The organism is Sphingomonas sp. CV7422, assembly GCF_027945725.1.
GTDB lineage: Bacteria > Pseudomonadota > Alphaproteobacteria > Sphingomonadales > Sphingomonadaceae > Sphingomonas > Sphingomonas kyungheensis.
Genome location: NZ_CP115900.1, coordinates 3,531,653 through 3,551,239 on the forward strand (window position 1 = coordinate 3,531,653; position 19,587 = coordinate 3,551,239).

Sequence of the window (19,587 nt, forward strand, 5' to 3'; positions counted from 1 at the left end):
GTGACGCGCCTTAGAGCCGCCGTCACAAAACCGAAAGCCGGGAAGACGCACGGCGGGGGACGCTTGTCGCACCGCGGGCGACTGACTAGGCCTGCCGCGATGACCGTCACCACCCGTTTCGCCCCCTCGCCCACCGGCCTGCTGCACGTCGGCAACATCCGGGCGGCGCTGCACAATTGGCTGTTCGCGCGGCAGCAGTCGGGGCGGTTCGTGCTGCGCATCGACGATACCGACGCGGAGCGTTCGGAGGAACGGTACGTCGCGGCGATACGCGCCGATCTCGCCTGGCTCGGGCTGACGCCCGATGCCGAGGTGCGTCAGTCCGAGCGATTCGCGCTCTACCAGCAACGGTTCGACGCGCTCGTCGCCGCGGGGCGGATCTACCCCGCCTATGAGACGGCGCAGGAGCTCGACCTCAAGCGCAAGATCCTGCTCGGCCGCGGCCTGCCGCCGGTCTACGACCGCGCCGCGCTGACGATGGGCGACGCCGCGCGCGCCGCGCTGGAGGCGGAGGGTGTGCGGCCGCACTGGCGCTTCAAGCTCGATCATGACGCGCCGATCGCCTGGGACGATCTGATCCGCGGGCCGCAGAGCTTCGATCCGCGCACGATGAGCGATCCCGTCGTCCGCCGCGCCGACGGCTCGTGGCTCTATATGCTGCCCTCGGCGATCGACGATGCCGACCTCGGCATCAGCCATGTCGTCCGCGGCGAGGATCACGTCTCCAACACCGCGCTGCAATTGCAGATGTTCGCGGCGATGGACGCGGCGCCGCCGCGCTTCGCGCATGCCGCGCTGCTCACCGGCGCGGAAGGCAAATTGTCGAAACGCCTCGGCTCGCTCGGCGTCGATCATTTCCGCGCCGAGGGGATCGAGCCGGAGGCGGTGGTCGCCCTGCTCGCGCGGATCGGCACCAGCGATCCGGTCGAGCCCGTCGCCGACCCGGCGCCGCTGATCGCCGCCTTCGACTTCGCCCGCTTCGGCCGCGCGCCGGCGCGATTCGACGAGGGCGAGCTGGCGCAGCTCAACGCGCGGATCGTCCATCACCTGCCCTATGCGGCGGTCGCCGATCGATTGCCGACGGGCATGGGCGAGGCGGAATGGCAGGCGGTGCGGCCCAATCTGACCCGCGTCGCCGAAGCCGCGGACTGGTGGCAGGTGATCGAGGGGCCGATCGACGCGCCCGCGCAGGACGAGGCGACGCAAGCCTATCTCGCCGAGGCGGCCGCGGTCGCCGCGACGATCGACTGGTCGGGCGACGCCTGGCACGCGCTCACCAACGCGCTGAAGACGAGCAGCGGGCGCAAGGGCAAGGCCTTGTTCCTGCCGCTGCGCCAGGCGCTGACCGGGCGCGATCATGGCCCCGACATGGCGGCGCTGCTGCCGCTGATCGGCCGCGAGGCGGCGCTGGCGCGGCTGACCGCCGGACGCTGATCCCGTCGATGATCGAGCGTCCCGGCGATTCCGTCCCAGCCGCTTGACGTAGTGACGATACAACGTACCATCATCATACCTGCAGGAGAATGTTCGAGTCGCACCAGAGGAGACGGACCATGTACGCTGATCGCTACGCCCGCCCGACCCGCTTCAATCCCGGCGGCCTTACCGCCGCCGTCGCGATCAACGTGGCGCTCGTCGCCGCGCTGATGTTCGCCGGACCCAAGATCCTGCCCAATGGGCCTGAACATGTCCTGATCACCGACAATATCCCGATCGATCCGCCGCCGCCCGAACCACCGCTGCCACAGCCGCCCGCGCCGGCCGCCCGGGCGCCGGTGGAACGGATCGTTGCGCCGATCCCGCCGATCACCGTGCCGACCGAAGCCACCTTCACCACCAGCACCACCGAATCGCCGCCGGTCGCCAGCCCGCTCATCGGCACCGACCCCGGCCCCGCCACACCCGCCGCCGATCCCGCGCCGCCGCTGCCGCCGCTGGTCGGTCCGCAGATCGATCCGCGCTATGCCGCGCAGTTCCAGCCGGTCTATCCCGCCGCCGAACGCCGCGCCAATCACGACGGCCGGGTGACGGTACGCGTGCTGGTCGGCACCGACGGCCGGGTCAAGCAGATCGAGCGGGTCAACGCGACCAGCGACGCCTTCTGGCAGGCGACGATGGAGCGGGCGACGCGGGCGTGGCGCTTCACCCCGGCGACGCGCGGCGGTGTGCCGGTCGAGGTGTGGCGATCGCTGACGCTGACCTTCCGCATGGAGGATGCCGACTGAGGCACGACGGCGGGAAGGGCTGGCTTCGCGGCGACGCGTTTCCTATCTTCCCGCCATGCAGTTCTTTCGCCGCTTCTCGCCGCTCCACGCCTTTCGCGACCTGCGCTTCTTCCTGTCGCAGCGCGAACCGCGCGACCTGGGGTTCCTGGTGGCGGCGATGGCGATCACCGGCTTCTTCGTCTACGCCTTCATGCGCAACGATATCCCGCCCGAGCCCTATCAGCCCAACATCATCTACTTCAAGAATTACGCCGCCAACCGCACCGACGCGCAGATCAAGGCGCAGCAGGCGCTCGACAAGGTCGATCAGGACAAGAGAATCGCCGCGCAAAAGGCGCGCGAGGAAAAATTGCGCAGCCAGTTCAAGTCGGTCGACGACGCGATGACCAAGTGGGGGCTGTAACCGCCACATCGGACGACCGGCGCTGGATGGCGGCGGCGCTCGCGCTGGCCGAGCGGACGCGCGGGCGCACCGCGCCCAACCCCAATGTCGGCTGCGTCCTCGTCGCGGCCGGGCGCGTCGTCGGGCGCGGCTGGACGCAGCCCGGCGGCCGACCGCATGCCGAGGCGATGGCGCTCGCCGCGGCGGGGCCGGCGGCGCGCGGCGGTTGCGCCTATGTCACGCTCGAACCCTGCGCGCATGTCTCGCCGCGCGGTCCCGCCTGTGCCGACCTGCTGATCGCCGCCGGGGTGGCGCGCGTCGTGATTGCCCTGCGCGACCCCGATCCGCGGACCGACGGCAGCGGCATCGCCCGGCTGCGCGCCGCCGGCATCACCGTCGTCACCGATGTCGCCGGCGACGCGGCACGGCGGAGCATGGCCGGCTTTCTCACCCGCCGCGAACGGTCGCGCCCGTCGGTGACGCTCAAGCTCGCCACCTCCCTCGACGGACAAATCGCCCTGCCCGACGGCAGCAGCCGCTGGATCACCGGCGCGGCGGCGCGCGCGCACGTCCACCTCGAACGCAGCCGCCACGATGCGATCCTCGTCGGCCGCGGAACGTGGGAGGCGGACGCGCCGCGCCTCGACGTGCGGCTGCCGGGGCTGTCCGATCGCAGCCCGATGCGGGTGGTCCTGTCGACCCGCCCTCCCCCTTCCGCGTCTGCGGCGCTCCCTTCCTCTCTCATTGGGAGAGGGAATGACCCACAGGGGGCGCGCGACCCGCTGTGGATCGACTCGCCCGCGGGTATCGCCACCCTCCCCGCCGACCATGTCTTCGTCGAGGGCGGTGCGGCGACCGCCGCCGCCTTCCTGCGCGCCGACCTCGTCGACCGGCTGCTGCTCTATCGCGCGCCGATCCTGATCGGCGCCGGCAAGGCGGCGATCGGCGACTTCGGCCTCGGGGATCTCGCCGCGGCGCACGGGCGCTGGCGGCTGCTCGATGCGCGCGACCTTGGCACCGACCGTCTCGAGGTCTACGAGCGCACCCCATGTTCACCGGCATAGTCTCCGACATCGGCACCATCGAAGCGGTCGAGGCGCGCGGCGATACGCGCATCCGCATCGCCACCGCCTATGACACCGCCGGGATAGATCTCGGCGCGTCGATCGCCTGTTCAGGCGTGTGCCTGACCGTGATCGACACAGGCCCCGGCTGGTTCGCGGTCCAGGTGTCGGGCGAGACGATCGCCCGCACCGCCCGCGACCAGTGGACGCAGGGCCGCCGCCTCAACCTCGAACGCGCGATGAAGCTCGGCGACGAACTCGGCGGGCATATCGTCACCGGCCATGTCGACGGCATCGCCGATACGATCGCGATCACGCCCGAGGGCGATTCGCACCGCGTCGTCTTCGCTCTGCCCGCGGCGCTCGCCCCCTTCGTCGCCACCAAGGGTTCGATCACGATCGACGGCGTCTCGCTCACCGTCAACGGCGTCGAGGATGACGGCGCGACGACGCGCTTCTGGGTCAATATCATTCCGCATACGCAGGCGGTCACCACGCTCGGCGGCCTTGCCGAGGGGCAGGCGGTCAATATCGAGATCGACGTGCTCGCCCGCTATCTGCAACGCATGGAGCATTATCGTGGCCGCTAAAGCCGAACTCGGACGCCTTCGCCACGCGTTCCTGTCGTCGCCCGAGGAGATCATCGACGAGGCGCGCAACGGCCGCATGTTCATCCTCGTCGACGACGAGGATCGCGAGAACGAGGGCGACCTCGTCGTGCCGGCACAGATGGCGACGCCCGAGAAGATCAACTTCATGGCCAAGCACGGCCGCGGCCTGATCTGCCTCGCGCTGACCAAGCAGCGCGTCGACGAACTCGGCCTGACGCTGATGAGCCGCAATAACGGCACGCGCTACGAGACCGCCTTCACCACCTCGATCGAGGCGCGCGACGGCGTGACGACCGGCATCTCCGCCGCCGACCGCGCCCGCACCATCGCCGTGGCGATCGATTCGTCGAAGAGCCGCGACGAGATCGTCACCCCCGGCCACGTCTTCCCACTGGTCGCGCGCGACGGCGGCGTGCTGGTGCGCACCGGCCATACCGAGGCGGCGGTCGACGTGTCGCGGCTCGCCGGCCTCAACCCCTCGGGCGTGATCTGCGAGATCATGAACGAGGACGGGACGATGGCGCGGTTGGACGACCTCGTCACCTTCGCGCAATTCCACAACCTCAAGATCGGCACGATCCGCGACCTTATCGCCTATCGCCGCCGCTACGACCATCTCGTCGAGAAGCGTGCCGAGGCGCGGTTCACCAGCGAATGGGGCGGCGAATGGACCGCGCTCACCTTTTGGAACAAGGCGACGGGCACCGAACAGATCGCGCTGGTCAAGGGCAGGGTCGATCCCGCCAAGCCGACCCTCGTACGGATGCATGCGCTCTCGCCCTTTGCCGACATCTTCGGCGAGGGCGGCGGCCGCGCCGGGCTGCTGCGCCGGTCGATGGAGATCATTGCGGAGGAAGGCGCCGGCGTGATCGTCGTCATCAACCGCCCGCGCGCCGACCAGTTCACCGTCGCGCTCCAGGCGCGCGCCGGCACGCTGCCGGCTGCGGACATGGAGGAATTGCGCGACTATGGCGTCGGCGCGATGATCCTGACCGAGCTCGGCGTCGAAGAGATGGTGCTGCTCACCAACACCCACCACACGCTCATCGGGCTCGACGGCTACGGCCTGTCGATCGTCGGCGAACGTGCCATCGAATCGGACGACTGACATGGCGCATATCCTCATCGTCGAAGCGCGCTTCTACGATCATCTCAACGACATGCTGCTCGCCGGCGCGCGTGCGGCGATCGAGGCGGCAGGGCATAGTCACGAGACGGTGACGGTCCCCGGCGCGCTCGAAGTGCCGGGCGCGATCGCGCTCGCCTCCGACACCGACCGGTTCGACGCCTTCGTCGCGCTCGGCGTCGTGATCCGCGGCGAGACCTATCATTTCGAGATCGTCTCCAACGAAAGCGCGCGCGGCATCATGGCGCTGACGCTCGACGGACTGGCGATCGGCAACGGCATCCTCACCACCGAGAGCGAGGCGCAGGCGATCGTCCGCGCCGACCCCGCCCAGCTCGACAAGGGCGCAGGCGCGGCGCAGGCGGCGCTGACGATGCTGGCGCTGCGCGACCGGCTGGGGTGATCGCTTAGGGTCGGGCAAAGGCGCGGGGGGGTGCGCCTGCCGTGCGGGTTTCTTTCGCTGGCGGGCGAGATGCGGATGCCCGCCCTTCGACAAGCTCAGGGCTAACGGAAGGGAGAGCGGGAGGCGAACCCCTTCTGCTTGCAGCTCACTGGCGAGCGATCTCCCCCGCCCCATCCGTTCTCGCTGAGCCTGTCGAAGCACATCTCGCCCCACGTCGCCGGCCGGCTCAAGCCTTGCCATAGCCCGAACCCCTCCGCGTCCTCCGCGCCTCCGCGCGAGCGCCACAAAAAAGACCCGGTACGTCGCCGCACCGGGTCAGGGTCGTCCGCAGGAGGAACGTCGTGGGGAGCGGAGGTCTGCGGCCCCCGCTTCCGATAGGATCAATTATAGGCGCGTTCGCCATGCTCGCCGAGGTCGAGGCCTTCCTGCTCGACTTCGGGAGCGACGCGCAGCCCGGTCACCGCCTTGGCGATCAGGATCGCGATCACCGTGCCGATCGACGCCCAGATCACGGTGGTCACCACCGCCTCGATCTGGACGAGCAGCTTGGCGCCCATCGCATAATCCGCCGCGCCGGGTCCGCCGAGCGACGGCGCATAGACGATGCCGGTGCCGATCGCGCCGATCATGCCGCCGACGCCATGGACGCCGAAGGCATCGAGCGCATCGTCATAGCCGAGCCGCGGCTTGAGCACCGACACCGCGAAGAAGCAGACCACCGAGGCGACCGCGCCGAGCACGATCGCGCCGAACGGCCCCGAATTGCCCGCCGCCGGCGTCACCGCGACGAGGCCGGCGATGATGCCCGAGCAGAAGCCCAGCGCCGAACCCTTGTGGCCACGGGCGCGCTCGACCAGCATCCAGAACAGGCCGCCCGATGCGGTGGCGACGAAGGTGTTGAGCATCGCCAGCGCCGCCGAGCCATTGGCTTCCAGCGCCGAGCCGGCGTTGAAGCCGAACCAGCCGACCCACAGCAGGCCGGTGCCGACGCCGGTCAGGGTCAGCGAATGCGGCGGCATCGGCGTGGTCGGATAGCCCATCCGCTTGCCGAGCATGATCGACGCGACCAGCGCCGAGACGCCGGCGTTGATGTGCACCACCGTTCCGCCGGCGAAATCGAGCGCGCCCAGCTTGAAGAACACGCCCGACGACGCCCAGACCATGTGTGCGATCGGAAAATAGACGATCGTCAGCCACACCGCGCCGAACACCATCACCGCGGAAAACTTCATCCGCTCGACCACCGATCCCAGCACCAGCGCGACGGTGATCGCGGCGAAGGTCATCTGGAAGCAGATGAAGACATATTCGGGGATCTCGACCCCGGCGGTGAACGTCGCCGCCTGCGACGCCGAGGTGACGCCGCTCAGGAACGCCTTGTCGAAGCTGCCGATGAAGTTGGTGAGAAAGCCGCCGCCCGCCAGATCCGGACCGAAGGCGAGGGTGTAGCCGTACATCACCCACAACAGCATCGCGAGGCAGGCGACCGCGCCGATCTGCGTCATCGTCGACAGCATGTTCTTGGCGCGGGTGAGGCCGCCGTAGAACAGCGCGAGGCCGGGCAGGATCATCATCATGACGAGGACCGTCGAGGTCATCATCCAGGCGGTATCGCCCTTGTTGACGGTCGCCGCGGTCTTGGCGGCGGCGGGGGCCTGCAGCGCGGCATCCTGCGCCCAGGCGGGCAGTGCGGCGAACGCAAGGGCGGTCAGCCCCGCGGCGCCGGCGATCTTCACAGCGTGTTTCATCTCCATCCCCCTCACAGCGCCGAATCGTCGGTTTCGCCGGTGCGGATGCGCACCGCCTGACCGACGTCGAGCACGAAGATCTTGCCGTCGCCGATCGCGCCGGTGTTCGCCGAAGCCTGCACCGCCTCGACCACCCGGTCGGCGAGGTCGGCCGCGCAGACCACCTCGATCTTGATCTTGGGCACCATGTTGGTGCTGTATTCGGCACCGCGGTAGATTTCGGTCTGGCCCTTCTGCCGGCCGAACCCCTTGACCTCGGTCACCGTCATCCCCGCGACCCCCAACGAGGTGAGCGCTTCCCTCACCTCGTCGAGCTTGAACGGTTTGATGATCGCAATGATCAGCTTCATCCCTGCCCCCTCGATTGTCCGAAGCAGGCATCGCAACGATCATGCCATTTCCATGATCGTTGCTTTCCAAACGATTTATGTTTGCCGGAGCAGCCTATCGCGACAGATTATTGTGCAGCTGCGAACATCTGCCTCAAATTTGGGCAGCATCGACGATCGTCTGCGCGGCCGCCAGATCGTCCCCATCCACCATCACCCGCACGGGAATGAGGAGATAGCTGCCATCGGCGATGCTCGCCCCGCCGTCAAAGGCGATCGCGTCGATCCCTTCGGCATCGAGTCGCCCGACGATGATGTTGGCAAGGTTACGATCGTAACGACCCAGTTCGACGAGGCTCATCGACTTCTCCTTCTCGTTGACGGACTTGGCAGTGGCGTGTTGACCCGGGGGCGGGGGCGACCTTATCGTTCCATTATGGCCCAGACGCTCGAATTGCCTGCGAAGAGCACGCGCGACATGAGCGCCAGAGAAATCCGCGCAGAGGCTGCGCGCTTCGGTATTTCGCCGAATGACGATATCGAGGTCTTGCGTGCGGCCTTGAAGACTGAGCTCAAACGACGGTGGCAAGAGGGAAATCGGGATACAATCGCAGCCTGGACCCGGTGGATTGAAATAAACGGCCTACCGCTTGAAAAATATCGCTGCTGGTAAGGGATGCAATACGACGTCTACACCCCCCTGACGGGCGACGGTCGTCAGCCTGCAATCCGATTTACTGTTCGGTTATCCGATAACGTTAGTCGCCCCCACTCCTTCGGGAAGATCGAATGCCAGTCGACCGCTCACGGATGCACCCGGCATTTCAATTTCGCAATGAAGTGCTCATGCTTGCGCCACAGTTGACGACCGCGGTGCCGTCCCGTTTGCTGCAGAAGGCCATAACATCGCTCAGCAACCGTGATATCGAGATCAAAGACGCGAGCGACATGGTCATCAGCGGCGTCTAGGTCGCCGTCCCGCCCACCGTCAGCCCGTCGATCAGCAGCGTCGGCTGCCCGACTCCCGCCGGCACGCTCTGCCCGCCCTTGCCGCAGACGCCGATGCCTTCGTCGAGCGCGAAGTCGTTGCCGATGCCGGCGACCTTGGTCAGCACGGTCGGGCCGTCGCCGATCAGCGTCGCGCCCTTGATCGGCGCGCCGATCCGGCCGTTCTCGATTCGATAGGCCTCGGTGCACGAGAAGACGAACTTGCCCGAGACGATGTCGACCTGCCCGCCTCCGAAGCTCTTGGCAAAGATGCCGCTCTTCACCCGCGACAGCAATTCGGCGGGATCGTCGGTGCCGCCCTTCATGAAGGTGTTGGTCATCCGCGGCATCGGCGCGTGCGCGAAGCTTTCGCGGCGGCCGTTGCCGGTCGGCGCGACGCCCATCAGCCGCGCGTTGAGCCGGTCCTGCATATAGCCTTTGAGGATGCCGTCCTCGATCAGCACGGTCTCCGACGTCGGCGTGCCCTCGTCGTCAATCGACAGCGACCCGCGCCGGTCGGCGATCGAGCCGTCGTCGACCACCGTCACGCCGGGGGCGGCGACGCGCTCGCCGATCCGGCCGGAGAAGGCACTCGTACCCTTGCGGTTGAAGTCGCCCTCCAGACCGTGGCCGATCGCCTCGTGCAGCACGATGCCCGGCCAGCCCGGCCCGAGCAGCACGGTCATCTCGCCCGCCGGCGCCGCGACCGAATCGAGGTTGACGAGGGCGTGCGCCAGCGCCTCGTCGATGCCGCGGTTCCACACCGCCGGGTCGAACAGCCGATCGTAGAGGTAGCGGCCGCCGGTGCCATAGGTGCCCGTCTCGCGACGCCCGTTCTGCTCGACGACGATCTGGATGTTGAGCCGCACCAGCGGCCGCACGTCGGTGGCGACGAAGCCGTCGGGGCGGACGATCTCGACCACGCTCCACGTCCCCGACAGGCCGACCGAGACCTGCGCGACCCGCGGATCGCGCGCGCGCGCGGCGGCGTCGATCGTCTGGCACAGGTTCACCTTGTCGGCGAAGGGCACCAGGTCGAGCGGGTCGGCATCGGTGTAGAGATGACGGTTGTTGCCCTGCGGCGGCGGCGCCTTGGCGCTGGTCGTCGGGTCGATCAGCGCCATCGTCTCGCCGGCGCGGCGGATCGCCGCCTCGGACAGCTCGTTGGCATGGGCGAAGGCGGTCATCTCACCCGACACCGCGCGCAGGCCGAAGCCGGCGTTGGTGTCGTAGCTCGCCGTCTTCAGCCGGCCGTCGTCGAAGCCGAACGCCTCGGCCTTGCGATATTGCAGGAACAGCTCGCCGTCATCGGCGCGACCGAGCGCGTCCGCGGTGAGGCGAAGCGCGGCGTCGGGCGAGAGCTGGTCGCGATAGAGGAACGAGCGGGGATCGGCGGCTACTGTCATGCCCCCGATATAGGGCGCCTAAACGCTGGCGCCATCCGGATGATCGGGCAATTTCGACTGGTCGGCGCCATCCGCCGGGCCGCCGATCAGCACGAAGCGCCGGTCGCAATAGCCGCAGTCGACATAGCCTTCCTCGTCGATCTGCAGGAAGACGCGCGGATGCCCCAGCGCGGCACCGCCGGGAATGTCGGTAGCGCCGTCGCAGGCGACACGGCGTTGCGAGACGCGGATGGTTTCGGGCGGCGGGATCATGGTCGCGCCGGATAGCAAGACGGAGGGCGCCCTTCAATCCTTCCCGCGCGCGTAGGATTGTGTTGCGTGTTTCTGCGGGCGGCCTATGCCCCTCGCGCATGACCGAGGCCGCGATCCGCATCCAGAACCTCTGCAAGACCTATCAGGGCGGCAAGCGCGCGCTCGACGGGGTCAGCTTCGACGTCCCGCGGGGCACGATCTTCGGCCTGCTCGGGCCCAATGGCGCGGGCAAGTCGACGCTGATCAACATCCTCGCCGGCCTCGTCAACAAGACGGACGGCAGCGCCGAGATCTGGGGATTCGACATCGACGCGCATCCGCGCAACGCCAAGGCGTCGATCGGCATCGTCAATCAGGAGATCCTGTTCGACCCCTTCTTCACGCCGATCGAGACGCTGGAGATCCAGGCCGGGCTGTACGGCGTTCCCAAGGCGGCGCGGCGCAGCCTCGACCTGTTGCGCGCGGTGCATCTGGAAGACAAGGCCAATGCCTATGCGCGCACGCTGTCGGGCGGCATGAAGCGGCGGCTGATGGTCGCCAAGGCGATGGTCCATTCGCCGCCGGTGCTGGTGCTCGATGAGCCGACCGCGGGCGTCGACATCGAATTGCGCCAGCAGCTCTGGGCCTATGTCCGCCAGCTCAACGACGCCGGCGTGACGGTGGTGCTGACGACGCATTATCTCGAAGAGGCCGAGGAATTGTGCGACCGGATCGCGATCATCAACCACGGCCGGCTGATCGCCAACGAACCGACGCGCGAGCTGGTCGGCAAGGCACAGGAAAAGGTGGTGGCGGTGACGGTCGACCGCGATGTCGCGGCGCTCCCCGACAACGGCTGCTTCGGCAAGATCGTCCTCAAGGGCACGCGCACGCTCGAGATCACCTATGCCAAGGACCGGGTCAACGCCGGCGAGGTGCTCGCCGCGGTACAGCGCGACGGCTATGGCATCGTCGACGTCTCGACCAAGGAGCCCGATCTCGAGGACGTGTTCCTCAGCCTGACCCGCGCGACCAACGCGTGAGCGACGCCGCGCGACAGTCCGACGTCCTCATCGTCGGTTCGGGCGCGGCGGGGCTGACCGCGGCGCTCAATCTCGCCGAGCGGTTCCGCGTCACCGTCCTCGCCAAGGGCGCGCTCAACGAGGGGTCGACCGCCTGGGCGCAGGGCGGGATCGCCGCGGTGCTCGAACCCGGCGACACGTTCGAGCATCATGTCGAGGATACGATGGTCGCCGGCGCCGGCCTCAACGACCGCGACATCGTCGAATGCGTCGTTGAGGGCGCGCCCGCCGCGATCGAGCGGCTGACCCGGCTCGGCGTGCCGTTCGCGACCGAAGGGAATGCGCTCCACCTCACCCGCGAGGGCGGGCACAGCCATCGCCGCATCGTTCATGTCGCCGACGCAACCGGCTGGGCGGTGCAGGAGGCGTTGCAGCGCGCCGCCGAGGCGCATCCCAACATCACGCTCGTCCCCGATCAGGTCGCGATCGACCTCGCCACCAGCCGGCACGAGCAGCGCTATTCGGGCGCGGGCAACGTCTGGGGCGTCTATGCGGTCGATCGCGGCACCGGCCGGGTCAACCTCTACACCGCGAGGGCGACGATCCTCGCCACCGGCGGCGCGGGGCGCACCTATCTCTTCTCGACCGCGCCGCGCGGCGCGACCGGCGACGGCATCGCGATGGCGTGGCGGGCGGGCGCGCGCGTCTCCAACATGGAGATGATGCAGTTCCACCCGACCTGCCTCTACCACCTCGAGGTCAAGAACTTCCTGATCACCGAGGCGGTGCGCGGCGAGGGCGGGCGGCTGATCAACCCGACCACCGGCAAGCGCTTCATGTCCTATTACGATGCCGAGCGGATGGAGCTGGCGCCGCGCGACGTCGTGGCGCGGGCGATCGACGCCGAGATCAAGCGCTACGGCCTCGACTATGTCCACCTCGACATCAGCCATCAGCCCGCAGACTTCATCCGCGGCCATTTTCCCAACATCTACGACAAGCTGCTCGGCCTCGGCATCGACATGACGACGCAGCCGATCCCGGTGGTGCCGGCGCAGCATTATACCTGCGGCGGCATCATCATCGACCGTGACGGGCGCACCGACCTGCCGGGGCTCTATGCGGCGGGCGAGTGCACCGAGAGCGGGCTGCACGGCGCCAACCGCCTCGCCTCGAACAGCCTGCTCGAATGTTTCGTCTTCGGCGAGGCCTGCGCCGACCATATCGCCTCCCATTGGGACGCGCTGCCACCGGTGCCGGTGATCCGGCCGTGGGACGAGAGCCGCGTCACCGACTCCGACGAGGAGGTGGTGATCAAGCAGAACTGGACCGAGATCCGCCGCTTCATGTGGAATTACGTCGGCATCGTCCGCACCACCAAGCGGCTCGAGCGCGCGCAGCACCGTATCCAGATGCTGACCGAGGAAGTGGCCGATTATTACGGCCATTTCCGCGTCACCCCCGACCTGATCGAGTTGCGCAATTTGTTGCAGACCGCCGAGCTGATCGTCCGTTCGGCGCTGCACCGGCACGAGAGCCGCGGGCTGCATTATACGCTGGATTATCCCGAGACGCTGGCCGAGGCGGTGGATACGGTGCTGGTGCCGTGAAAACGGTTTGGCCGCCGCGTTGATCTCTGATGTCATCCCGCGCAGGCGGGGACCCATCTACGCTGACGCTTCGACTCTTGCCTGAACCTGCGCGTTTGGATCCCCGCCTGCGCGGGGATCACAGTAGGTGGCGAGGATGACGAATGATTGCGGGATGCCGAGCGCTATGGCGAGCCTCCCCTACCCCGTCACCTCCTTGAACAACTGCCGCGCGGTTTCGGCGATCACCCGGCCCGCGCCGCGGTCGCCCTTCGCCATCGCGCCCATGAACGCCTTGGCCTCGGCAAGCGTCAGATGCGGCGGCAGCGGCGCGACTTCGGGATCGGTCTTCACCTCGAGGACCACCGGCCGGTCGGAAGCGAGCGCCGCCGCCCAGGCGGGCGCGAGATCCTCCGGCCGGTCGACGTAAATGCCTTTCAGCCCGATCAGCTCGGCGAACCGCGCATAGGGCACGTCGGGCAGGTCCTGCGTCGTCGGGAAGCGCGGATTGCCCTCCATCACGCGCTGCTCCCACGTCACCTCGTTGAGATCCTGGTTGTTGAACACGCAGACGACGAAGCGCGGATCGGCCCAGCGCTGCCAGTATTTCTGCACGGTGATCATCTCGGCGAGATTGTTCATCTGCATCGCGCCGTCGCCGACCAGCGCCACCACCGGCCGCTCCGGATGCGCGAACTTCGCCGCGATCGCATAGGGCACCGCCGCCCCCATCGAGGCGAGCCCGCCGGACAGCGACGCGCGCTGCCCCTGTTTGAGCTTGAAGTCGCGCGCATACCAGTTGCAGCACGATCCACTGTCCGAGGTGACGATCGCGTCGGCGGGAAGCTGCGGCGACATTTCCCAGACGACACGCTGCGGGTTGACCGGTTTGGCCTCGGCCATCGCGCGCGCCTCCAGCGTCTGCCACCAGTCGGCGACGCCGGCCTCGATCTGCTCGCGCCAGCCGCGGTCCGCCTTGCGCTGGAGCAGCGGGATCAGCGCCTCCAGCGTCTCGCGCGCGCCGCCGTGCAGATTGACCTCGGTCGGGTAGCGCAGCCCGAGCATGCCGGCGTCGATGTCGATCTGCACCGCGCGCACCTTGCCGTCGGGCGGCAGGAACTCGGCCCAGGGGAAGCCGGTGCCGATCATCAGCAGCGTATCGGCGCCCTGCATCATGTCCCATGACGGCTTGGTGCCGAGCAGCCCGATCGCGCCGGTGACGAAGGGCAGTTCGTCGGACAGCACGTCCTTGCCGAGCAGCGCCTTGGCGACGCCCGCCCCGAGCAGATCGGCGACGCGCACCACCGCCTCGGCGCCGTCGCGCGCGCCCGCGCCGATCAGGATCGCGACCTTCTCGCCCGCGTTGAGCAGCTCGGCGGCACGGGCGAGATCGCGCGGCTGCGGCACGACCAGCGGCCGGCTGTAGCCGACGCCCGAGCGGGTGAAGCCGTGCGCGACCTTGGGCGCCTGATAGGGCTCGTCCTGCACGTCCTTGGGCAGCACGATCACGCCGACGCCGTTGTTCGCCACCGCGATGCGGATCGACCGGTCGGTGACGTGGCGCACCTGCGCCGGCGCGGTCGCCTCCTGAACGTAATCGGCGACGTCGGCGAAGATGCGGTCGAGGTTGAGCTCCTGCTGATAGCTGCCGCCGCGCACCGTCGTCTCCGCCTGGCCGGCGATCGCCAGCACCGGCGCATGGTCGAGCTTGGCGTCGTAGAGACCGGTGAGCAGATGCGTCGCGCCCGGCCCGCCGGTCGCCAGGCAGACGCCGAGCTCGCCGGTGAACTTGGCATGCGCGCTCGCCATGAATGCCGCCATCTCCTCATGGCGGACCTGGATGAACTCGATGCCTTCCCCGGCCTGATCCGCCCGCTGCAGCGCGCCGAGCACGCCGTTGATGCCGTCGCCCGAATAGCCGTAGATGCGCGTCACCCCCCACGCCTTCAGCCTTTCCACGAAAAAGTCGCTGGTCATCGTCGCCATGAACATCGTCCTGTTGGGGGTGTCGTCGGCGTCAACGGGTGGACGGGCGCAATGGTGCCTCGCATTTCGCCGTACCGGTGCCGCGGTTCGTCGCAGCCGGCATCGATCGTTGTTTCGTCGCTCCGGTGCTGGGATAAGGATAGCGATCCAGCCAGTTGAGGCCCAAATCTCCAGTATGACAGCGTATGGCCGTCCGGCCCGATCGATCCTGATGATCGCCAGTTGCGCGGCGCTCGCCGGCTGCGGCTCGACCTCGCGCCCGATCGGCAGCGGCCCCGCGCCGAGCGAGACGCCGGCGCTCGCGGTGTCGATCCCGATCCCCTCCGCCGCGCCCGCGCCGCGCCGCGTCGCCCCTGCGCAGCTGACCAGCGCGATCGACGCGCTTGCGCGCGATTTCGACGGCAAGTTCGGCATCGCGATCCGCGCGGTCGACGGCGGCTGGACGGTGACCTCGCCGGGCGCGCGCACCCGCCTGCCGCAGCAGTCGGTGAGCAAATTGTGGGTCGCGATGACGCTGATGGACCTGCGCGACCAGGGCAAGGCGCGGCTCGACGATCCCGTCGTCGTCCGGCCCGAGGATCTGACGCTGTTCCACCAGCCGATCGCGATGCTGGTCAAGGGCGACGGCTATCACACCACGGTCGGCGAGCTGCTCACCCGCGCGCTGACGCATAGCGACAACACCGCCAACGACCGGCTGCTCACCTATGTCGGCGGCCCCGCTGCGGTGCGCGCGATGATCGAGCGCAAGCGGCTCGGCGACATCCGCTTCGGTCCCGGCGAGCGGCTGCTCCAGTCGCGGACCGCGGGCCTGACCTGGAACCAGGCGATGGCGGTCGGCGGCGGCTTTGAGGCGGCGCGCTCGCGCCTGTCACCCGAGGCGCGCGCCGCCGCGCTCGACGCCTATGTCAACGATCCGCCCGACGGCGCCGCACCGCTCGCCATCGCCGACGCGCTGTCGCGGCTCGCGCGCGGCGAGCTGTTCAGCGAGACCTCGACGCGCATCCTGCTCGATACGATGGCGGCCTCGGTCACCGGCCGTGCCCGGCTGCGCGCGGCGCTGCCCGCCGGCTGGCAGATCGCGCACAAGACCGGCACCGGGCAGGATCTCGGCGGCCGCAACGCCGGCTTCAACGACGTCGGCCTGCTCACCGCGCCCGACGGCCGTCGCTATGCGATCGCGGTGATGATCGGCGATTCCCGCCGCCCGATCCAGGAACGCCAGCGGCTGATCCAGTCGGTCGCCGCGGCGGTGGCGATGTATGGGGGTGGCCCGACGGGGTGAAGCGGGCATAGGGCACGGCGTCCCGCCCGACCCTCCTTCTCGTCACGCTTCCGTCGGTCGCCACCTCCGCCACCGCCACCCTCGCCCCCGCCACCTCGTCATCCCGGCCTGCGCAAGGATGACGAATGGGAGGGGAGCGTCCCGCTCCCCGACTGTCTCGTATCGAGCGCCGTCATCCACAGGTATTCTGTGAGGCGACGGCCGCGGTTCGCCAAACCGCCGCTCGCCATAGTCACCTGAAAGCCACACTCCGCCAAAGCCTGCCGCCGCCCCACGCAGAGGTTGGTGCCGCCCGGCCGATCGGCTAAGTGCTGCAAGGATGCCCCATCTCTATCTCGTCGACGGCTCGGGCTATATCTTCCGCGCCTATCATCGCCTGCCGCCGCTCACCAACAAGCATGGCGAACCGGTCGGCGCCGTCTATGGCTATACCGCGATGCTGTGGAAGCTCGCCGACGAGCTGCATGCGGCGGAAGGGCCGACGCATATGGCGGTGATCCTCGACAAATCGTCGAAGACCTTCCGCAACGACCTGTACGATCAGTACAAGGCGCACCGGCCGCCGCCGCCCGAAGATCTCGTGCCGCAATTCCCGATGATCCGCGACGCGACCCGCGCCTTCTCGCTGCCGTGCATCGAGACCGAGGGTCTGGAGGCGGACGACATCATCGCCTGCTATGCCAAGGCGGCGCTGGCGCAGGGCTGGTCGGTGACCATCGTCAGTTCCGACAAGGACCTGATGCAGCTGATCGAGCCGGGGCTCGACCTGTACGACACGATGAACAACCGGCGGCTGGGCGCGGAGCATGTCGCCGAGAAGTTCTTCGGCATCGCGCCGACGCAATTGGGCGACGTGCTCGCGCTGATGGGCGACAGCGTCGACAACGTCCCCGGCGTGCCCGGCGTCGGCCCGAAGACCGCAGCCAAGCTGATCCTCGAACATGGCGATCTCGAATCCGTCCTCGCCGCCGCGGAGGGGATGAAGAAGGGCAAGCTGCGCGACAATCTGATCGAACATGCCGGCATGGCGCGGCTCAGCCGCGAACTCGTGTCGCTGCGCTGCGACGTCGCCCTGCCCGAACCGCTCGAGGATCTCGAGCTCAAGGGCATCCCTGACGCGCCGCTGCGCGCCTTCCTGGAACATCACGGCTTCCGCACCTTGCTCGCCAAACTGGGCCAGGTCGCCGACGCACCCGTCGCCGCGCCCGTCGCGGTCCCCTATGAGGCCGACCCGCCGTGCGAACACGACGCCTATGAGACGGTGGTCGACGTCGAGACGCTCGACCGCTGGATCGCCGAGGCGCAGCATCAGGGCTGGGTGGCGATCGACACCGAGACGACCGGCACCGATGCGACCCGCGTCGATCTGGTCGGCGTCAGCCTCGCGCTCGGCGCCAACAAGGCCTGCTACATCCCGCTCGGCCATGGCGGCAGCGACCTGTTCGGCGAGACGCCGCCGCAGATCGATCAGGGCGAGGCGCTCGCCCGGCTCAAGATCCTCTGCGAGGACGCCTCGGTGCTCAAGATCGGGCACAATCTCAAGTTCGACATGATCGTGCTCGGCCTGCACGGCATCGCCGTCGCGCCGCATGACGATACGATCGTGATGAGCTTCGACCTCGACGCCGGGCTGCACGGCCACGGCATGGACGAACTCGCCGCGACTCATCTGTCGCACAGCTGCATCGCCTTCAAGGACGTGGTCGGCACCGGCAAGACGCAGCGCGGCTTCCACGAGGTCGATCTCAAGGCCGCCACCCGCTACGCCGCCGAGGATGCCGACGTCACCTATCGGCTGTGGAAGCGCTTCAAGGCGCGGCTGCCCGCCGAAGAGGCGACGCGCGTCTATGAGATGGTCGACCGGCCGCTGGTGCCGGTGGTGGCGCGGATGGAAATGCGCGGGATCAAGGTCGATCGCGAGCGCCTGTCCGCCCTGTCCGCCGGGTTCAGCGAGCAGATCGCCGGGCTCGAAACGGTGATCCACGGCCTCGCCGGCGCGCCGTTCACGATCGGCAGCCCCAAGCAATTGGGCGACGTCCTGTTCGAGAAGATGGGCATCAAGGGCGGCCGCAAGGGCAAGTCCGGCGTCTATTCGACCGACGTCACCGAACTCGAACGGATCGCCGCCGACAAGGATTCGCCCGGTGCCGAGATCGCCGCGCGGGTGCTCGACTGGCGACAGCTCACCAAGCTCAAGAACACCTATACCGATGCGTTGCAGGCGCAGATCAATCCGCGCACCGGCCGCGTCCACACCAGTTACTCGCTGACCGGCGCGCAGACCGGCCGCCTGTCGTCGACCGAGCCCAACCTGCAGAACATCCCGATCCGCACCGAGGTCGGGCGGCAGATCCGCGACGCCTTCGTCGCCGAGTCGGGCAACGTCATCCTCGCCGCCGACTATTCGCAGATCGAGCTCCGGCTGGCGGCGCATATGGCCGACGTGCCGGCGCTGCGCGACGCCTTCGCCAACGGCGACGACATCCACAGCCTGACCGCGATGGAGCTGTTCGGCGAGGTCAACCGCGATACACGCGGGCGGGCCAAGACGATCAACTTCGCGATCCTCTACGGCATCAGCCGCTGGGGCCTCGCCGGGCGGCTCGACGTCTCCGCCGAAGAGGCGCAGGCGATGATCGACCGCTATTTCGAGCGCTTCCCGGGCATCAACACCTATATCGCCGAGACGACGCAGAGCGTGCGCGAGCGCGGCTTCACCACCACCTTGTTCGGTCGCAAGACGCATTTCCCGCGCATCCGCAGCAAGGTGCAGCACGAACGCCAGGGCGCCGAGCGCGCGGCGATCAACGCGCCGATCCAGGGGACCAGCGCCGACATCATCAAGCGCGCGATGGTCCGCATGGAACCCGCGCTGCTCGCCGCGGGGCTGCCCGACGTGCAGATGCTGTTGCAGGTGCACGACGAACTCGTCTTCGAACTGCCCGAGGGCGACGTCGCGGCGGCGAAGCCGGTGATCGAACGGGTGATGGCGGAAGCCGCCGCACCGGCGGTGACGCTGTCGGTGCCGCTCGGGATCGAGATCGGCACGGGTGCGAGCTGGGGGGCGGCGCATTGATCGCCGGCGTTTCCCTCCTGCCCTCCCCCTTCCGGCGCTGTGCGCCTCCGTCCCTGTCCCGATGCGAGCGGGAGACGACACCGCAGGCGGCGCAGGGTGAGGGTGGATGCGGCGCGC

General features: G+C 68.5%; 18 protein-coding genes and 1 pseudogene. 13 read left to right on the forward strand and 6 right to left on the reverse strand.

Going from position 1 to position 19,587, the window contains the following annotated elements:
* The first annotated feature begins 99 nt into the window (after nucleotides 1-99).
* The 7 genes from gltX to ribH all read left to right on the forward strand — a co-directional run bounded on the left by gltX (nucleotide 100) and on the right by ribH (nucleotide 5,811).
* On the forward strand, nucleotides 100-1,434 hold the full coding sequence (gltX, locus tag PBN85_RS16695) for a glutamate--tRNA ligase (RefSeq protein WP_271299687.1): 1,335 nt from the start codon (nucleotides 100-102) through the stop codon (nucleotides 1,432-1,434).
* 119 nt (nucleotides 1,435-1,553) lie between these two features.
* Entirely contained in the window at nucleotides 1,554-2,225 is a 672-nt protein-coding gene (locus tag PBN85_RS16700) for an energy transducer TonB (RefSeq protein WP_271299688.1), read from the forward strand.
* Nucleotides 2,226-2,280: 55 nt separating this feature from the next.
* Complete coding sequence (locus PBN85_RS16705; protein WP_037535233.1) at nucleotides 2,281-2,628, forward strand: hypothetical protein; 348 nt, start codon at nucleotides 2,281-2,283, stop codon at nucleotides 2,626-2,628.
* Nucleotides 2,629-2,654: 26 nt separating this feature from the next.
* Nucleotides 2,655-3,671 (forward strand): bifunctional diaminohydroxyphosphoribosylaminopyrimidine deaminase/5-amino-6-(5-phosphoribosylamino)uracil reductase RibD, encoded by a 1,017-nt coding sequence (ribD, locus tag PBN85_RS16710; RefSeq protein ID WP_373276478.1) that lies wholly within the window; start codon nucleotides 2,655-2,657, stop codon nucleotides 3,669-3,671.
* Nucleotides 3,656-4,261: a riboflavin synthase gene (locus tag PBN85_RS16715; RefSeq protein ID WP_037535235.1), complete on the forward strand. Its 606-nt coding sequence runs from the start codon at nucleotides 3,656-3,658 to the stop codon at nucleotides 4,259-4,261. Before ribD ends, PBN85_RS16715 begins: the two co-directional genes overlap by 16 nt.
* Nucleotides 4,251-5,390, forward strand: coding sequence for a 3,4-dihydroxy-2-butanone-4-phosphate synthase (gene ribB / locus PBN85_RS16720; RefSeq protein WP_037535236.1), 1,140 nt, complete (start codon nucleotides 4,251-4,253; stop codon nucleotides 5,388-5,390). Before PBN85_RS16715 ends, ribB begins: the two co-directional genes overlap by 11 nt.
* Nucleotide 5,391: 1 nt before the next feature.
* Entirely contained in the window at nucleotides 5,392-5,811 is a 420-nt protein-coding gene (ribH, locus tag PBN85_RS16725; RefSeq protein WP_271299690.1) for a 6,7-dimethyl-8-ribityllumazine synthase, read from the forward strand.
* Nucleotides 5,812-6,191: 380 nt separating this feature from the next.
* On the opposite strand, the gene PBN85_RS16730 is transcribed toward ribH, so the two are convergent.
* From PBN85_RS16730 to PBN85_RS16740, 3 genes are all read right to left on the reverse strand, one after another.
* On the reverse strand, nucleotides 6,192-7,559 hold the full coding sequence (locus PBN85_RS16730) for an ammonium transporter (protein ID WP_037535334.1): 1,368 nt from the start codon (nucleotides 7,557-7,559) through the stop codon (nucleotides 6,192-6,194).
* An 11-nt stretch (nucleotides 7,560-7,570) separates the two neighbouring features.
* The gene (locus PBN85_RS16735; RefSeq protein ID WP_037535238.1) at nucleotides 7,571-7,909 is read right to left on the reverse strand and encodes a P-II family nitrogen regulator; all 339 of its coding nucleotides are present in this window, start codon (nucleotides 7,907-7,909) and stop codon (nucleotides 7,571-7,573) included.
* A gap of 133 nt (nucleotides 7,910-8,042) precedes the next feature.
* A complete protein-coding gene (locus PBN85_RS16740) occupies nucleotides 8,043-8,249 on the reverse strand; it encodes a putative signal transducing protein (RefSeq protein WP_271299691.1) in 207 nt (68 codons plus the stop codon).
* 75 nt (nucleotides 8,250-8,324) lie between these two features.
* Between PBN85_RS16740 and PBN85_RS16745 the strand changes: the two genes are divergently transcribed.
* Together PBN85_RS16745 and PBN85_RS16750 are read left to right on the forward strand one after the other, a co-directional pair.
* A complete protein-coding gene (locus PBN85_RS16745; RefSeq protein WP_271299692.1) occupies nucleotides 8,325-8,561 on the forward strand; it encodes a type II toxin-antitoxin system CcdA family antitoxin in 237 nt (78 codons plus the stop codon).
* 107 nt (nucleotides 8,562-8,668) lie between these two features.
* A pseudogene (locus tag PBN85_RS16750) lies at nucleotides 8,669-8,857 on the forward strand (CcdB family protein); the annotation flags it as partial.
* Here the strand turns inward: PBN85_RS16750 and tldD are convergent.
* Both tldD and PBN85_RS16760 read right to left on the reverse strand, forming a co-directional pair.
* Nucleotides 8,854-10,281, reverse strand: a complete 1,428-nt coding sequence (gene tldD / locus PBN85_RS16755) for a metalloprotease TldD (RefSeq protein ID WP_037535240.1) — start codon at nucleotides 10,279-10,281, stop codon at nucleotides 8,854-8,856. The pseudogene PBN85_RS16750 and the gene tldD overlap by 4 nt on opposite strands.
* Before the next feature lie 18 nt (nucleotides 10,282-10,299).
* Nucleotides 10,300-10,533: a zinc-finger domain-containing protein gene (locus PBN85_RS16760; RefSeq protein ID WP_037535241.1), complete on the reverse strand. Its 234-nt coding sequence runs from the start codon at nucleotides 10,531-10,533 to the stop codon at nucleotides 10,300-10,302.
* 98 nt (nucleotides 10,534-10,631) lie between these two features.
* On the opposite strand from PBN85_RS16760, the gene PBN85_RS16765 reads away from it, so the two are divergent.
* Both PBN85_RS16765 and nadB read left to right on the forward strand, forming a co-directional pair.
* The gene (locus tag PBN85_RS16765) at nucleotides 10,632-11,555 is read left to right on the forward strand and encodes an ABC transporter ATP-binding protein (RefSeq protein ID WP_037535242.1); all 924 of its coding nucleotides are present in this window, start codon (nucleotides 10,632-10,634) and stop codon (nucleotides 11,553-11,555) included.
* Nucleotides 11,552-13,144, forward strand: coding sequence for an L-aspartate oxidase (gene nadB / locus PBN85_RS16770; RefSeq protein WP_271299693.1), 1,593 nt, complete (start codon nucleotides 11,552-11,554; stop codon nucleotides 13,142-13,144). Before PBN85_RS16765 ends, nadB begins: the two co-directional genes overlap by 4 nt.
* A gap of 180 nt (nucleotides 13,145-13,324) precedes the next feature.
* Here the strand turns inward: nadB and PBN85_RS16775 are convergent, their stop codons facing one another.
* Nucleotides 13,325-15,109, reverse strand: a complete 1,785-nt coding sequence (locus PBN85_RS16775) for a thiamine pyrophosphate-requiring protein (protein ID WP_271299694.1) — start codon at nucleotides 15,107-15,109, stop codon at nucleotides 13,325-13,327.
* A 211-nt stretch (nucleotides 15,110-15,320) separates the two neighbouring features.
* Here PBN85_RS16775 and PBN85_RS16780 point away from each other — a divergent pair, with 211 nt between their 5' ends.
* On the forward strand, nucleotides 15,321-16,394 hold the full coding sequence (locus PBN85_RS16780) for a serine hydrolase (protein WP_037535245.1): 1,074 nt from the start codon (nucleotides 15,321-15,323) through the stop codon (nucleotides 16,392-16,394).
* Between the two features lie 319 nt (nucleotides 16,395-16,713).
* The gene (gene polA / locus PBN85_RS16785; RefSeq protein WP_271299695.1) at nucleotides 16,714-19,470 is read left to right on the forward strand and encodes a DNA polymerase I; all 2,757 of its coding nucleotides are present in this window, start codon (nucleotides 16,714-16,716) and stop codon (nucleotides 19,468-19,470) included.
* Nucleotides 19,471-19,587 lie beyond the last annotated feature (117 nt).

Coding starts and splice junctions, on each gene's coding strand:
- PBN85_RS16730 (WP_037535334.1), bottom strand. CDS start 7,559: ATGAAACACGCTGTGAAGATCGCCGGCGCCGCGGGGCTGACCGCCCTT.
- ribD (WP_373276478.1), top strand. CDS start 2,655: ATGGCGGCGGCGCTCGCGCTGGCCGAGCGGACGCGCGGGCGCACCGCG.
- PBN85_RS16735 (WP_037535238.1), bottom strand. CDS start 7,909: ATGAAGCTGATCATTGCGATCATCAAACCGTTCAAGCTCGACGAGGTG.
- PBN85_RS16705 (WP_037535233.1), top strand. CDS start 2,281: ATGCAGTTCTTTCGCCGCTTCTCGCCGCTCCACGCCTTTCGCGACCTG.
- PBN85_RS16700 (WP_271299688.1), top strand. CDS start 1,554: ATGTACGCTGATCGCTACGCCCGCCCGACCCGCTTCAATCCCGGCGGC.
- polA (WP_271299695.1), top strand. CDS start 16,714: ATGCCCCATCTCTATCTCGTCGACGGCTCGGGCTATATCTTCCGCGCC.
- ribH (WP_271299690.1), top strand. CDS start 5,392: ATGGCGCATATCCTCATCGTCGAAGCGCGCTTCTACGATCATCTCAAC.
- PBN85_RS16780 (WP_037535245.1), top strand. CDS start 15,321: ATGATCGCCAGTTGCGCGGCGCTCGCCGGCTGCGGCTCGACCTCGCGC.
- gltX (WP_271299687.1), top strand. CDS start 100: ATGACCGTCACCACCCGTTTCGCCCCCTCGCCCACCGGCCTGCTGCAC.
- tldD (WP_037535240.1), bottom strand. CDS start 10,281: ATGACAGTAGCCGCCGATCCCCGCTCGTTCCTCTATCGCGACCAGCTC.
- PBN85_RS16745 (WP_271299692.1), top strand. CDS start 8,325: ATGGCCCAGACGCTCGAATTGCCTGCGAAGAGCACGCGCGACATGAGC.
- PBN85_RS16760 (WP_037535241.1), bottom strand. CDS start 10,533: ATGATCCCGCCGCCCGAAACCATCCGCGTCTCGCAACGCCGTGTCGCC.
- PBN85_RS16740 (WP_271299691.1), bottom strand. CDS start 8,249: ATGAGCCTCGTCGAACTGGGTCGTTACGATCGTAACCTTGCCAACATC.
- PBN85_RS16715 (WP_037535235.1), top strand. CDS start 3,656: ATGTTCACCGGCATAGTCTCCGACATCGGCACCATCGAAGCGGTCGAG.
- PBN85_RS16775 (WP_271299694.1), bottom strand. CDS start 15,109: ATGGCGACGATGACCAGCGACTTTTTCGTGGAAAGGCTGAAGGCGTGG.
- PBN85_RS16765 (WP_037535242.1), top strand. CDS start 10,632: ATGACCGAGGCCGCGATCCGCATCCAGAACCTCTGCAAGACCTATCAG.